This window comes from Streptomyces sp. CNH189 (assembly GCF_000527195.1).
This window is the reverse complement of sequence record NZ_AZUS01000018.1, coordinates 79,587-92,798: the sequence shown is the minus strand read 5'-3', so window position 1 is coordinate 92,798 and position 13,212 is coordinate 79,587. Positions and strand designations below refer to the sequence as shown.

Sequence of the window (13,212 nt, the reverse complement as noted above, 5' to 3'; positions counted from 1 at the left end):
CCCGTCGGACCGGCGGGCACCGGGCGTCACCCGGCGGGCCGAGGGCTTCACCCGGGCGGTTCCCGGTCGGGCAGCAGGGCCACCACGTCGATCTCCACGAGGATGTCCATCAGGTCGGACCCGACCGTGGTGCGCACCGGACAGGGCTCCTCGAAGAACTCACGGTAGGCGGCGTCGTACGCGGCGAAGTCCCTCCTGAGGTGCTGCAGGTGCGCTGTGACCTTCACGACGTCCCGCAGGGACAGGCCGCGGGTGGCGAGGACCGCGCCGAGGTTGCGCAGCACCTGCGCGGTCTGCGCGCCCACGCCCTCCGGTACGGCGCCGGTGGCGGGGTCCTGGGGGCCGAATCCGGCCGTGAAGAGGAAACCGCCGGCCACCACGCCCTGGGAGTAGGCGCCCGCGGGGCGGGGAGCCGCGGGCGTGTCCACGGCTCGCTTGCCGGTCGGCTCGCTCATCCGGTGAGGTCTCCGTCCCGCTCGTTGACGCCCGCGTAGTGGCGGAGCTTGTCCTCGTCGACGCTGACGCCCAGGCCCGGTCCCGACGGCACCCGCAGCCGGCCGTTCTCGAGGTGCAGGGGCTCGGTGATGTCGTCGGCGTGCAGGTAGTACATGCTGTCGATGGCCCGCGAGAGGACGGGCGTGCTCGACACGACGGCCAGGTGGGCGGCCGTGGCGATGCCCAGTTCGCCGCCGCTGTGCAGGTTCATGCCCAGGCCGAAGGTCTCGCAGTGCGCGGCGAGTGCCTTGGTGGCGGCGATGCCGCCCCACTTGTAGACGTCGCCGTGGATGACGTCGACCGCGTTCAGCCGCATGGCGGGAGCGAACTCCTCGAAGCGGACGACGCACATGTTGGTGCACAGCGGGATGCGTATCTTGGCCTTCACCTGGGCCATGCCCTCGATGCCGACGCAGGGGTCCTCCAGATACTCGAGGTCGAGTTCCTCCAGTGCGATGCCGGCGCGGACGGAGTCGGGGACGGACCAGGCCGCGTTCGGGTCGACGCGCAGGTCCACGTCGGGCAGCGCCTCGCGGACCGCGCGCAGGATGGCGACGTCGCCCGCGCAGTCCTTGGTGCCCTTGAGCTTGACCGCCTCGAATCCGCCTTCGGCTACGACGCGTGCCGCATGCTCCGCCATGGCCCGGGGCAGGTCGGCGGGTGCCGCTCCCGGGGCGTCGGCGCGGGTGATCAGCGCGGTGATCGGCACCTCGTCGCGGACGGCGCCGCCCAGCAGGTCGGTGACGGACTGGCCGGTGGCCTTGCCCATCGCGTCCCAGCAGGCGACGTCGACGGCGGCGATCGCCGCGTAGCCGAGGTAGCCGTAGAAGAAGGGCACCATGTGCTGCTTGCGGTGGAAGCCCTCCAGCGCGAACGGGCTGGTCCCGATCAGGTCGGGGATCATCTGCCGGACCACGGCGGCGACGGGCGCGCCCCACATCGTCTCGCCCCAGCCCTCGACGCCCGCGTCGGTGCGCACGCGGACGACGGTGCGGGTCTCGCCGGTCTTGGTCTCGAAGGAACTCGTGAAGGGATTGACGAGTGGGAGGTTGACGACCCACACGTCGACGTCGGTGATCTTCATTGCTTCTCCTCGCATCAGGGGGGTCATCGGCTCGCCGCGTCGAAGGCCCGGATCGCGCGGGCCAGTCCCAGCGCCCGTTCGCGCAGCAGCCGGTGGCCGCGGTCGGCGTCGGCGCCGGATGCGTCGTCGGTGGAGCCCTCGACGCGCTCCCACTCGCCGTACCGCTCGACGGTCAGGCCGGGGTGGGGCGGGTGGTCGAACAGCGGGGGCGGTTCGACGGGGGCCCGGGCGGGCACGGGTGTGCGCACCAGGGCGGGATGGGCCGCCAGCATGAGGGACGTCTCGAACCATCCGGCGTGCCCCGGGGTGACGTCCGGCCGTTCGGCCTCGTCGTCGCCGGCGGTGACGGTCCAGTACGAGCAGGCCGCGACCGTGACCTGGGCACGCAGCGCGAACCGCTTCACGGCGAGCCGCATGATCTCGTCGTTGCCGCCGTGCCCGTTGACCACCATGATCCGGCGGTAGCCGCTGGTCGCGAGCGAGTCGAGGATGTCGTCGAGCACGGCGCCGAGGGTCGACGCGGAGAGCGAGACGGCCGCCGCGAACAGGTGGTGCGGGCTGTGTCCGAAGGGCAGCGCGGGCAGCCGCACGATGTCAGGAGCAGGGGGCGCCGAGGGTGCGGAGGTCTCGCGGTCGATGATGTCCAGCGCCCTGTCCACGACCGCCTCGACCAGCAGGGTGTCGGTCCCCATGGGAAGGTGCCCGGCATGCTGCTCCTGCGAGCCGATGGGCAGCAGGGCCAGGCCGTTCTCGCCGGCCCGTCGGACCTCCTGCCAGGTGAGTTCACTCAGTTTCGATTGGCTCACAGTGCTACCTCTCCGAAACACGGCCATGGCACAGTCGGCGCATGGTCCACGAACGTTCTCCGTTGCGGCTGGTCCCCGAGGCCGTGCAGCGGCCCTCCGCTCCCCCGGCGCCACGGCGCCTCGGTGCCGTCGAACTGGTGCCCGGCCGGATCGGGGCGGCCGTGCTGTCCATGGCGGGGCAGGTGCTCGACCGCACCGAGTCGCGCTACGACGCGGCCGACGCGACGCCCGCGGACATCGACAGGGCGCTGGCCCAGGTGGCCGGTGTCTTCGCCGGCCACGAGGTCCAGGGGATCGGTGTGGCCGCCGCGGGGCTGGTGGACCCCCTCGCGGGGTTGATCCTGGAGGTCAACGACGTGCCGGCGCTGCACGGCTACCCGGTGACGGAGCGGCTGGCCGCCCTCACCGGGGCCGGGGTGCGGGTGGAACACCGGGCGCGGCTGCAGGTGCTCGGCGACCGCTGGTTCGGCGCGGGCCGCGGGCGGCGCACGTTCGCCTCGGTGTCGACCGGCGAGGTGCTCGGGGTGGGTGTTCTCTACGACGGTGAGGTGCTGGCTCCCCCCGGCGGGCGCAGCGGCGCGCACATGACCGTGTCGGCCAGCGGCGAGCGCTGCACGTGCGGGAACCGGGGCTGCTGGAAGACCCTGGCCACGACCGGATGGCTGCGGGCCAGGGCGCGTGCCGCGGGGCTCGGCGAGGAGACGTCGCTGGCCGCGCTGGTGCGCGGGGATGACGCGCTCGCCGGGCAGGTGGTGGAGGAGTACGCGCACAACCTGGCGCTGGGGCTGGTGAACGTGCAGCAGCTGTTCGCGCCGGGTCTGTTCATCCTGCACGGTGAGGCGCGTGAGGGCGGTGAGCGCTTCCGTACCATGGTGGAGGAGCGGCTGCGGGACGCGGTCGCCTTCGGGGGTGCCGAGCAGCCGCGGGTGCTGGTCGGTGCGGCGGCGGTCGACGACGTGGCGCTGCTCGGCGGGGCGGGTCTGGTGCTGTCGCACCTCTAGCGGCTGTCGTGCCGGTGGCGGGTGGCAGGTCATCGGCTCGCTTCGTCCGTCGGGGAGGACGCGCGGGCCGCGGCGCGCCGGCCCCGGCGCGGGTCGAGGACCGGTACGGCGTCGAGCAGCTGCCGGGTGTAAGGGTGCTGCGGAGTGCGCAGTACCGCCGCCGTCTCGCCCACCTCGACCAGACGTCCGCGGCTCATCACCGCGACCCGGTCGGCCACCTGCGCCACCACGGCGAGGTTGTGCGAGACGAAGACGTAGGTGAGGCCCAGCCGCCGCTGGAGGTCCGCCAGGAGGTCGAGGACGGTCGCCTGCACGGAGACGTCCAGGGCGCTGGTCGGCTCGTCGAGGACGAGCATCCGGGGGTGGAGTGCCAGGGCCCGTGCGATCGAGATGCGCTGGCGCTGGCCGCCGGAGAACTCGTGCGGGTAGCGGTCCTGGATGCCGGCATCGAGGCCGACGGCTTCGAGGAGTTCCCCGACCCGCTGCCTGGTGCGGGCGCGGGCTCGCCGGCCACGTGCCTCGGGGTCGTGGGTGACCAGCGGTTCGGCGACGATGTCGGTAACACGCATGCGCGGGTTCATGCTGGAGTAGGGATCCTGCAGGACGACCTGCATCTGCCGCCGTGTGCCGCGCAGTTCGGCCGTGGTGAGGGCGGCGAGGTCCTGCCCGCCGAAGCGCACGCTCCCGGCGGTGGGTTCGAGGAGGCCGAGGAGCAGCCGGGTGAGGGTGGTCTTGCCGCAGCCGGACTCACCGACCAGGGCCAGGGTCTCGCCCTCGTGCACGTCGAGTGACACGTCGTCGACGGCGACGTTCGTGCGCCTGCCGCCGAACTCCTTGCGCAGGCCGCGCAGTTCGAGGAGTGGCCGCCCGGCCGTGGGTGCGGGCGCGGTGGTGTCGGCCGTGTCGGTGCTCATGCCGCCTCCAGTCGTGGGGTGGCCGCCAGAAGTCCGCGGGTGTAGGAGTCGGCCGGACGGTCGAAGACGTCGAGGACGTCGCCGGTTTCGACGACCTTGCCCTGGTTCATGACCACGACGCGGTCGGCTGTCTCGGCGACGACCGCGAGGTCGTGGGTGATCAGTACGACGGCCATGTCGTGCTTGTGCTGGAGGGTGACGAGGAGGTCGAGGATCTGGCGCTGCACGGTGACGTCCAGGGCGGTGGTGGGCTCGTCGGCGATGAGGACACGGGGGCGGGCCACCAGGGCCGTCGCGATCATCACGCGCTGACGCAGTCCGCCGGAGAGTTCGTGCGGGTACTGGCGGTAGCGCAGGGCGGGGTCGGGGATGCCTACCTCGTCGAGTGCCGCCAGCGCGGCCTGTCTGGCCTCGGCGCGGGAGACGCCGGTGTGGTGCCGGAGGACCTCGGCCACCTGGGCGCCGACGCGCTGGAGCGGGTCGAGGCAGGTCATCGGGTCCTGGAAGACCATGGCGATGTCGCGGCCGCGGACCTTGCCGAGTTCCTTCTCGGAGAGTTTCAGCAGGTCCCGTCCGTCGAAGCGGATCTCGCCGCTCGGGTAGACGCACGGCGGGCTCGGGTTGAGGCGCAGGACGGACAGCGCGGTGGCGCTTTTGCCACTGCCGGACTCCCCCACGACGGCGAGTGTTTCGCCGGCGCGGACGTGGAGGGAGACGTCCTGGACGGCGTGGACGACGGACGTCTCCAGCCGGAAGTCGACGCTGAGGCCGTCGATCTCCAGCAGCGGCTGTTCCTCCGCCGGACGCCGGGACGGGTCGGTGGTGGTGCGGTCGTTGGTCATCGGCGGTAGGCCTTCGGGTCCGCGACGTCCCGCAGGGCGTCGCCGGTGATGTTGATGGCGAGGGAGGTCAGCATCAGCGCGATGCCGGGGAAGACGGCGACCCACCAGGAGGTGCCGAGGTAGAGCTGGCCGTCGGCGAGCATGCCGCCCCAGGTGACCGTCTCCTTGGGGACGCCCAGGCCGAGGTAGCTGAGGGAGGCCTCGGCGACGATGGCGGCGGCGACGTGCAGGGTGCCGATGGTGGCCAGCGGCGCCATGACGTTGGGCAGCAGATGGCGGCGCATGATGGTGACGTCGGTGACGCCGATCGCGCGGGCCTCGGTGACGAAGTCGCGGGTGCGCAGCGACATCACCTCGGAGCGCACGACGCGGGCGTAGGAGACCCAGCCGGTGAAGCCGAGGACCAGGATCACCATCCACAGTCCCGAGCCGAGGAAGCCGACGACTGCGAGCGCCAGCAGGAGGGAGGGGAAGGCGAGTTGGACGTCGGCGAGCCGCATGAGGGTGCGGTCGGCCCAGCCGCCGAAGTAGCCGGAGGCGAGGCCCACGGCCGTGCCCACGACGCCGGCGAGCAAGGCCGCTCCGGCGCCGACGAGCAGGGAGACACGGGCGCCGTGGACGACGCGCGAGAGCATGTCGCGGCCGAGTTGGTCGGTGCCCAGGAGGTGGGCGCTGCTGCCGCCGTCCTGCCAGGCGGGGGGCCGCAGTCGCAGCAGGAGATTCTGCGTGCTGGGGTCGTAGGGGGCGATCAGGGGGGCGAACAGGGCGCCGACGATCAGCAGGAGCAGTACGGCGAGGGCCACCACGGCCCGTTTGTTGCGCAGCAGTGCCCGCAGGGCGACGGCCCGGGAGCCGGACCGGCCGGGCGGTGTCTTCGCCGTGGCCCGGTCGGGCGCGGCGGGGGTCATGACGGTCATCGTGACGTCCTCACCCTCGGGTCGAGGAAGCTGTAGGAGAGGTCGACGAGCAGGTTCACCACGACGAAGGTGGCGGCGAAGAACAGGACGGTGGCCTGGACGAGCGGGAAGTCGCGGTTGGAGATCGCCTCGACGGTCAGCTGGCCCACTCCGGGCCAGGAGAAGACCCGTTCGGTGAGGATGGCTCCGCCGAGCAGGTTGCCGACCTCCAGGCCGACGACGGTCACCACCGGCAGTGAGGCGTTGCGTACTCCGTGCCGGAGTACCACCTGCAGCGGCCCGAACCCCTTGGCGCGGGCGCTGCGGATGTGGTCGGAGGACAGGACGTCGATCAGTGAGGAGCGCAGCAGGCGGGCCACGACGGCGACGGAGTACACGGCGAGGGTGACGGCGGGCAGGATCAGGTGGGCGAACGTGCCGTATCCGGAGGCGGGCAGGGCGCGCAGCCACACGGCGAAGACCAGGATGAGCAGGATGCCCACCCAGAACGGCGGGGTGGACTGGCCGAGCAGGACGCCGGTCATCACGGTGTGGTCGGCCCCCCGGCCGCGGCGCATGGCGGCGAGGATGCCCGCCGGGATGGCGATCACGAGGGTCAACGCGAGGGCCACGGCTGCCAGTTCGACGGTGGCCGGCAGCCGGTCGGCGAGTATCTCGCTCACCGGCTGCCCGTACACGAGGGAGTCACCGAAGTCGAGGTGCAGCAGTCCCCGGAGGTAGTCGAGGTACTGGGTGAGCAGGGACTGGTCCAGGCCCAGGGAGTGGCGCAGCACCTGTTCCTGTTCGGCCGTGGCGTCCGGCGGCAGCAGGATTTTCACGGGGTCGCCGGACAGGCGGACGAGGAAGAACGCGACGGTCGCCGTGCACAGCAGCACGAACAGGGCGGTGGCCAGGCGTTTGAGCACCGCCCGCAGCAGTCCTGTCCGGTCCGGGCGGCGCACGGCGCCGGCCGCCGGGGTGGGTGGTGTGTCGAGGGTGAGGGTGCTCACCGGGTCACCTCCGCGCTCTCCATGGCGAGGACGCCTGCGGCTCCCGGGGTCCAGCGGGGCCGGTCGTTGCGGGCGAAGATGTTGTCGATCTGGTAGAGGAAGACGAAGGGTGCTTCCCGGCGCATGAGCCGTTGCAGGTCCGAGAAGGCCGCTTTCCGCCGCGCCGGGTCCTCGGAGAGTTCCTCGGCGTCGATGAGACGGTCGGCCTCCGCCGAGTGCCAGCGGCTCTGCCGCCGGTCGCTGCGCACGTTGGACTGGACGATGGACGCGCCGTCCATCGTCCACACGGTGCTGGCCGCGAGGTAGACGGGACCGAGCGCTCCCCGGTTGTCGGAGGTGAGCCGCGCGGAGTAGGTGCCGGGGTCGAGCAGGTTGACGCGGGCGTCCACTCCGGCCCTGGCGAGCAGTCCGGACAGGGCCTCGGCGACGTTCGCGTCCACGTTGGAGGCGGTGAGCGTGGTGGAGAAGCCGTGGGGGTGGCCGGCTTCGGCGAGGAGCCTGCGCGCGGTGCCGACCGAGCGTGTGAAGGGCTTGACGGTGGGGTCGAAGCCGAAGGAACCGCGTGGGACGAGTGCGGGGGTCTCGGTGGCCTTGCCGCCGAGCACGGCCTTGATGAGCAGCGGGACGTCGATCGCGTGGTTGAGTGCCTGGCGCACCCGGCGGTCCTGGAGGGGGCCGCGTTCGAGGGTGTTCAGGGACAGGTAGGCGGTACGGATGCCTGTGTGTCCGTCGATGGTGATGCCTTCGTAGCCGTCGAGTTGCTGCGCGGCGTCCGGGGTGAGGCCGGCCACGAGGTCGACGCCGCCGCTCTGCAGCGCGGCCAGGGAGGACGAGGCGTTGGGTGCCGGGCTGAAGACGAGGCCGTCGACGGCCGGGCGGCCGTTCCAATGGCCGGCGTGAGCGCGCATCCGCAGTTCGTGGTCGCGCTGCCAGCTCGTGAAGGTGAAGGGACCGGTGCCGACGGGGTGGTCGGCGAAGGCCGCGTCGCCCACCTCGGCGAGGTACCGGGGCGGTACCACGACGCCCCCGAACAGCGAGAGTTTGGCGGGCAGGATGGGGTCGTGCACGGTGGTGTGGATGTCGACGGTGAGCCGGTCGACGACGGTGACGCCCTCCACGAAGCGCAGTTCGACGATCGGTGACTTGGTCGCGGGGTCGAGCAGACGCTCGATGCTGAAGGCCACGGCCCGCGCGTCGCACACCTCACCGTTGTGGAAGGTCACCCCGGGGCGGAGGACGAAGCGCCAGGTCCGGGCGTCGGTGGCCTTCCAGGAGAGGGCGATCCTCGGGTGCAGCCCGTTGTCGGGGCCGCGGGTGGTGAGGGTGTCGAACATGTTGATCAGGACGTTCATCGACACCATGTCGCCCTGCTTGTGCGGGTCCAGCGTCTTGGGGTCGCCCGGCTGGGAGACCCGCAGGACGTTGCCGGCCCGGTCCGCGGCGGCCGTCGTGCCGCACGCGCTCAGGAGCGCCGGGGCGCTGAGGGCGCCGAGCAGCAGACCACCGGTCCGCAGGACGTGGCGTCGGCTGGGACGGCTGCGGTCCATCGTGCGCCCCTGAAGAATTCGTTCCATTGAACAACACCTCCGTTCCGTCAGATGGAATGCGGTTGGGTTAAGCTAAGCGACATGGTGAAAGCGGTCAACACCCGGTCGGTCGACCAGGAACTCGTGAAGGGCCCCGTCGACAAGGCGATGGAGGTGCTCGAAGCGCTCGTCCGGCCCGGCGGCCCCCACCGGTTGGGGGAGATCGCGCGCCGCACCGGGCTGACGAAGCCCACCGTCCACCGGCATCTGCGGACGATGGCGGAGCACGGCTTCGCGGAGCCCGCCGAGGGCGGCAGTTACCGTCCGGGCCCCCGGCTGCTGGGCCTGGCGGCGGCGGCCCTGAGCGACAGCCGGGTCCTGGAACTCACCAGGCCCGTCCTCGCCGATCTGCGGCTGCGCACCGGTCATGTCGCGTTCTACGCGGCGCGGCACGCGAGCGACGCCGTGTACCTGGAGCTGTCGGAGCCGGCCCGCGAGTACCGGATGAGCACCCGGCCCGGCCACCGGTCACCCCTGCACGCCTGCGGTGTCGGACTCGCCATGCTCTCCGCGATGCCGGACGGGGAGAGCGCGGCGGTCGTGGACGCACCGGATCTGGAGGCGCGCACCCACAGCACTCTCACCGACCCGGCCGCGCTGCGGGCGGAGTTGGCCCGGGCCGCCCTGTGCGGGTACGCGGTGGACGACGAGTACGACGAGCCGGACGTGCGGTCGGTGGCGGCCCCCGTGCTGGACGCCGAGGGCCGGCCCGTGGGCGCGATCGGCATCGCCGGACTGTCCTTCACCCTCGACCCCGGCAGCGTGGAGGTGTTCGGGCCCATGGTGCGGGCCGCCGCGCGCACGGTCTCCGCCGGGCTCGGCGCCCGCACCCCCGCACTCGGCGTCGTGGACCCGGCACGGGGAGGTGAGGGAGCATGAGCACGCCGGCCGAACTGCTCACGGAGGGGCGGAAGGAGCGGATCTACTCCGGCGCCGCCTGGTCCGTCGGGGACGCGCACGGCCCGCTGGACCGGGGCTGGACCGGTACCCGCAGCTGGGACGGGCCGCCCCTGGACGGCGACGACATCTGGGACCTCGCCTCGGTGACCAAGCCGATCGCCGGACTCGCGGTCATGGCCCTCGTCGAGCGTGGCGTCCTCGGGCTGGACGACACCGTGGGCACGTACCTTCCGGACTACCGGGGCGGCGGCAAGGCGGAGCTGACCGTGCGTCAACTCCTCGCACACACCTCGGGGATCCCTGGACAGGTGCCGCTGTACCGGGACCACCCCACCCGCGCGGCGCTGCTTGAGGCGGTGCGTCTGCTGCCGCTGACCGCGGAGCCCGGCACCCGCGTCCAGTACTCCTCGCAGGGGTTCATCGTCCTCGGCCTCATCGCCGAGGCGGCTGCCGGCCAACCGCTGGACGAGCTGGTGGAACGGCTGGTGTGCGCCCCGCTCGGCATGCGTGACACCGTCTTCCGGCCGGACGCCGGCCGCCGGGCCCGGGCGGTGGCCACCGAGGACTGCCCCTGGCGCCGCCGCCTGGTCGTGGGCGAGGTCCACGACGAGAACGCGGTGGTGCTCGGCGGGGTCGGCGCTCACGCGGGACTGTTCTCCACCCTCGCGGACATGGAGCGCCTCGGCGCCGCCCTCGCCGCCGGCGGCCGGGACCTGCTGCATCCCGGGACCCTCGCCCTGATGACGGCCCCGCACACGGACGGCCTGGCACTGCGGCGCGCCCTCGCCTGGCAGGGGCGCGACCCGGTCGACTCCCCCGCGGGAGAGGTGTTCGGCCCGCACTCGTACGGCCACACGGGCTTCACCGGCACCAGTCTGTGGGTCGATCCGGCCACGCGGCGCTACGCCGTACTCCTCACCAACCGCGTGCACCCGACCAGGACGGGTGAGGGCATCACCGCCCTGCGCCGGGCCTTTCACGACATCGCCGCCCGCACACCCTTGGTCACCGCCGAGGACCGTCACGGCACCGGTCAGGCCGGCGGCCGTGGCGGGACCGAGGACGGGGCGAGCGCGCCCGCTCGCGTCACCGGACCGGGAACGCCACCCCGGTGAGTTCCTCGGAGACGGTCCACAGGCGCTGCTGGACGTCCCGGTCGTGGGAGGCCGCGCTGGATTCGACCAGCTTCGGGTGGCCGCGGACTTCGAGACGGCCGCCGGGACCGTAGTACTGACCGCCCCGCACCGCCGGGTCGGTGGCGGCCCGCAGGGTCGGCAGGGCCCCCGTCGCGGCCTTCTGGGTGAGCAGCGGCGCGAGCCGGGTGACGGGCGCGCGGAACACGGCGGGCGAGTTGCGGATGAGCTCGGTGTTGGACACGCCCGGATGGGCGGCCACCGCGACCGTGGTGCCGTGCGCCGCGAGCCGGCGCTGCAGCGCGTAGGTGAACATCAGGTTGGCGAGCTTGGCCTGTCCGTACGCGCCCACGCGACTGTACGAGCGCTCCCAGTTCAGGTCGTCGAAGTGGATGGCGGCCCGGATGCGGTGGCCGGCGCTGCTGACCGTGACGACGCGGGAGCCCGGGACGTCGAGGAGGCGGTCCAGCAGCAGGCCGGTGAGGGCGAAGTGGCCGAGGTGGTTCGTGCCGAACTGCAGCTCGAAGCCTTCGGCGGTGGTCCGCTTCGGCGTGTACATCACGCCGGCGTTGTTGATCAGAAGGTCGATGCGCGGATGGGCGGCGCGCAGGTCATCCGCCGCGGACCGGACCGAGTCCAGGGAGGCCAGGTCGAGCGCCTGCACGCTGACGTCGCCGGTGATGCGCGCGGCGGCCTGTTTGCCCTTCTCGACGTCCCGGACGGCCAGGACCACCCGGGCACCGCGCTCGGCGAGCATCCGCGCGGTCTCGAAGCCGAGTCCGGTGTTGGCTCCGGTCACGACCGCCACGCGGCCGCGCTGATCGGGAATGTGCTGTTCGTTCCAGTTGCCACTCATGACGCACCCCTAAAGAACCATCGGTCTGTTACCGGTGAACGTAAGAGACCGGCGGTCCGCTGTCAAGGGACCGCCGGTCTCCAAGTTAGGCTGCGGGCATGACGTTCCAGCGGGCGCGCAGTGAGGAGCAACGGGCGATTCGCCGACGGGCGATCCTGGACACGGCGGCGGCGATGCTCGCCGAGATGCCCGTGGCCGAGGTCAGCCTCAACGAGCTGAGCCGGCGGGTGGGCCTGGCCAAGTCGAACGTCCTGCGCTACTTCGAGTCGCGCGAGGCCGTCCTGCTCGAACTGCTGGACGACTTCCTGGGGAGCTGGCTCGCAGAGCTGGCGGACGAGCTCACCGCGGGCGTCGAGGCGGACGCGGCACCGGAGGTGCGGGCGCACCAGCTGGCCGAGGTGCTCAGCCGGTCGCTGGCGGACCGCGTGACACTGTGCGACCTCTTCGGCGCGCAGGGCGGGGTGCTCGAGCGTAACGTCTCGGTCGAGGTGGTCAAGCGGCACAAGCGGGCCTCCCTCGCGAGGCTGGAGACCATGTCCGAGCTACTGCGCCGCCATGTGCCCGAACTCGGCGACGACGCGCGGATCTTCTGCCTGATCTGCCTGGCTTCGGCGGGCGCCCTGTCCACGTACGTCCCGCCGCCACCCGGCGTCCTCGCCGCCTACGCGGAGGAACCCGCCCTCGGCGTGCTCCACATGGAGCTGCGGGACGCTCTGCGGCTTTCCTTCACCTCGTCCCTGCTGGGTGTGCTGCCGCGCGCCTGAACAACAGCACACCCGGCCCGCCGGCGCGCCTTCACCTACGGCCTGAACACCTTCGCCGCACCCCAGAGGGAGCCGGGATTGGCGCGGTGAGGGTGGCGGGCGAGCATCGCCTCGTAGAACTCCAGGGCGTTCGACGTGGTCGCCAGGGTGTCCTCGACGTCGGCGAGGTAGTCGATCGACTGCTGCACGATCACCGGGTCGTCGTCGCGGTCGGGGTGCTTGTGGGCGGCGACGACACGCCGGGCGCCGAGGTCCTGGATGGCCCGCAGGGCGGCGACCCACTCGACACGTGAGGCCGCGTCCGTCTCGGCGAGGTACATGTGGGTGTGGTTGTAGACGACGTCGCCGCCGACCACGAGCCGGGCGTCCGGGGCCCACAGGACGGTGCTCCCCTTCGTGTCGGTGTGACCCGCCTCGACCACCCTCAGCTCGTGCCCTTCCAGGAGGATGTGGTCGCCTTCCAGCTCGTCCGGAACGACCGGACGGGGGATCTGCCCGGGGAAGAGGCGGCCCCAGAATCCGTCGCGGTAGTCGTCCCCGGCCTGGACGCGCGCACCCGCGACGGTCCCCGCCGTGGCCACGGCCCGCGCCCCGGGGAACGCGTCGAGCAGTTGCCCGATGCCGTAGAAGTGGTCGCCGTGGCCGTGCGTGACGTAGATGTGCGTGAGAGTGCGTCCGTGCCCCTTGATCCACTCGACCAGCTCGTCGTTCTGCTCGATCGTGGTGAATGTGTCGACGAGGACGGCATCCCGTTCACCGAAGATCAAGGTCGCCGTGTTCATCACCCAGCGCAGATCAGGCCCTTCTTCGGCGCTCTGCGGAAGGTCTCGGACGACTCCCTCCCGTCGGACCAGCAGTGTGTCGTACCTCAGGTCTGTCATGGGTTCTCTCCTGAGTCGGTGGAGGTGATCACTGATACGCGCAG

At 72.0% G+C, this 13,212-nt stretch carries 14 protein-coding genes; 4 read left to right on the top strand and 10 right to left on the bottom strand.

Going from position 1 to position 13,212, the window contains the following annotated elements; genetic code table 11:
• Positions 1 to 47: 47 nt before the first annotated feature.
• Genes B100_RS0123540 through B100_RS0123530 form a run of 3 tightly spaced genes read right to left on the bottom strand, consistent with a single transcriptional unit; the run spans position 48 to position 2,385 of the window.
• Positions 48 to 455, bottom strand: coding sequence for a RidA family protein (locus tag B100_RS0123540; RefSeq protein ID WP_024886867.1), 408 nt, complete (start codon positions 453 to 455; stop codon positions 48 to 50).
• Positions 452 to 1,579 (bottom strand): enolase C-terminal domain-like protein, encoded by a 1,128-nt coding sequence (locus B100_RS0123535; RefSeq protein ID WP_024886866.1) that lies wholly within the window; start codon positions 1,577 to 1,579, stop codon positions 452 to 454. Before B100_RS0123535 ends, B100_RS0123540 begins: the two co-directional genes overlap by 4 nt.
• A gap of 23 nt (positions 1,580 to 1,602) precedes the next feature.
• Entirely contained in the window at positions 1,603 to 2,385 is a 783-nt protein-coding gene (locus B100_RS0123530) for a creatininase family protein (protein WP_024886865.1), read from the bottom strand.
• 62 nt (positions 2,386 to 2,447) lie between these two features.
• On the opposite strand from B100_RS0123530, the gene B100_RS0123525 reads away from it, so the two are divergent.
• Positions 2,448 to 3,386 carry an ROK family protein gene (locus B100_RS0123525; RefSeq protein WP_024886864.1) on the top strand — a complete coding sequence of 313 codons (939 nt, stop codon included), beginning with the start codon at positions 2,448 to 2,450 and terminating at the stop codon, positions 3,384 to 3,386.
• Positions 3,387 to 3,415: 29 nt separating this feature from the next.
• Here the strand turns inward: B100_RS0123525 and B100_RS0123520 are convergent, their stop codons facing one another.
• The 5 genes from B100_RS0123520 to B100_RS0123500 are packed head-to-tail and all read right to left on the bottom strand — an operon-like array spanning position 3,416 to position 8,622.
• Positions 3,416 to 4,300, bottom strand: a complete 885-nt coding sequence (locus B100_RS0123520; protein ID WP_024886863.1) for an ATP-binding cassette domain-containing protein — start codon at positions 4,298 to 4,300, stop codon at positions 3,416 to 3,418.
• Positions 4,297 to 5,142: an ABC transporter ATP-binding protein gene (locus B100_RS0123515; protein ID WP_024886862.1), complete on the bottom strand. Its 846-nt coding sequence runs from the start codon at positions 5,140 to 5,142 to the stop codon at positions 4,297 to 4,299. Before B100_RS0123515 ends, B100_RS0123520 begins: the two co-directional genes overlap by 4 nt.
• Positions 5,139 to 6,059: an ABC transporter permease gene (locus B100_RS0123510; protein WP_199785278.1), complete on the bottom strand. Its 921-nt coding sequence runs from the start codon at positions 6,057 to 6,059 to the stop codon at positions 5,139 to 5,141. Before B100_RS0123510 ends, B100_RS0123515 begins: the two co-directional genes overlap by 4 nt.
• Complete coding sequence (locus B100_RS0123505; RefSeq protein ID WP_024886860.1) at positions 6,056 to 7,048, bottom strand: ABC transporter permease; 993 nt, start codon at positions 7,046 to 7,048, stop codon at positions 6,056 to 6,058. Before B100_RS0123505 ends, B100_RS0123510 begins: the two co-directional genes overlap by 4 nt.
• Positions 7,045 to 8,622: an ABC transporter substrate-binding protein gene (locus tag B100_RS0123500; RefSeq protein WP_024886859.1), complete on the bottom strand. Its 1,578-nt coding sequence runs from the start codon at positions 8,620 to 8,622 to the stop codon at positions 7,045 to 7,047. The genes B100_RS0123505 and B100_RS0123500 overlap by 4 nt, the downstream gene beginning before the upstream one ends.
• A 54-nt stretch (positions 8,623 to 8,676) precedes the next feature.
• Here B100_RS0123500 and B100_RS0123495 point away from each other — a divergent pair, with 54 nt between their 5' ends.
• Together B100_RS0123495 and B100_RS0123490 are read left to right on the top strand one after the other, a co-directional pair.
• On the top strand, positions 8,677 to 9,513 hold the full coding sequence (locus tag B100_RS0123495; protein ID WP_024886858.1) for an IclR family transcriptional regulator: 837 nt from the start codon (positions 8,677 to 8,679) through the stop codon (positions 9,511 to 9,513).
• Positions 9,510 to 10,649 carry a serine hydrolase domain-containing protein gene (locus B100_RS0123490; protein WP_024886857.1) on the top strand — a complete coding sequence of 380 codons (1,140 nt, stop codon included), beginning with the start codon at positions 9,510 to 9,512 and terminating at the stop codon, positions 10,647 to 10,649. Before B100_RS0123495 ends, B100_RS0123490 begins: the two co-directional genes overlap by 4 nt.
• Here the strand turns inward: B100_RS0123490 and B100_RS0123485 are convergent.
• A complete protein-coding gene (locus tag B100_RS0123485) occupies positions 10,621 to 11,523 on the bottom strand; it encodes an SDR family NAD(P)-dependent oxidoreductase (protein ID WP_024886856.1) in 903 nt (300 codons plus the stop codon). The two genes, B100_RS0123490 and B100_RS0123485, sit on opposite strands and share 29 nt — an antisense overlap.
• A gap of 98 nt (positions 11,524 to 11,621) precedes the next feature.
• Here B100_RS0123485 and B100_RS0123480 point away from each other — a divergent pair, with 98 nt between their 5' ends.
• Positions 11,622 to 12,287: a TetR family transcriptional regulator gene (locus B100_RS0123480; protein WP_024886855.1), complete on the top strand. Its 666-nt coding sequence runs from the start codon at positions 11,622 to 11,624 to the stop codon at positions 12,285 to 12,287.
• A gap of 35 nt (positions 12,288 to 12,322) precedes the next feature.
• On the opposite strand, the gene B100_RS0123475 is transcribed toward B100_RS0123480, so the two are convergent.
• Positions 12,323 to 13,168 carry an MBL fold metallo-hydrolase gene (locus B100_RS0123475; protein ID WP_024886854.1) on the bottom strand — a complete coding sequence of 282 codons (846 nt, stop codon included), beginning with the start codon at positions 13,166 to 13,168 and terminating at the stop codon, positions 12,323 to 12,325.
• Positions 13,169 to 13,212 lie beyond the last annotated feature (44 nt).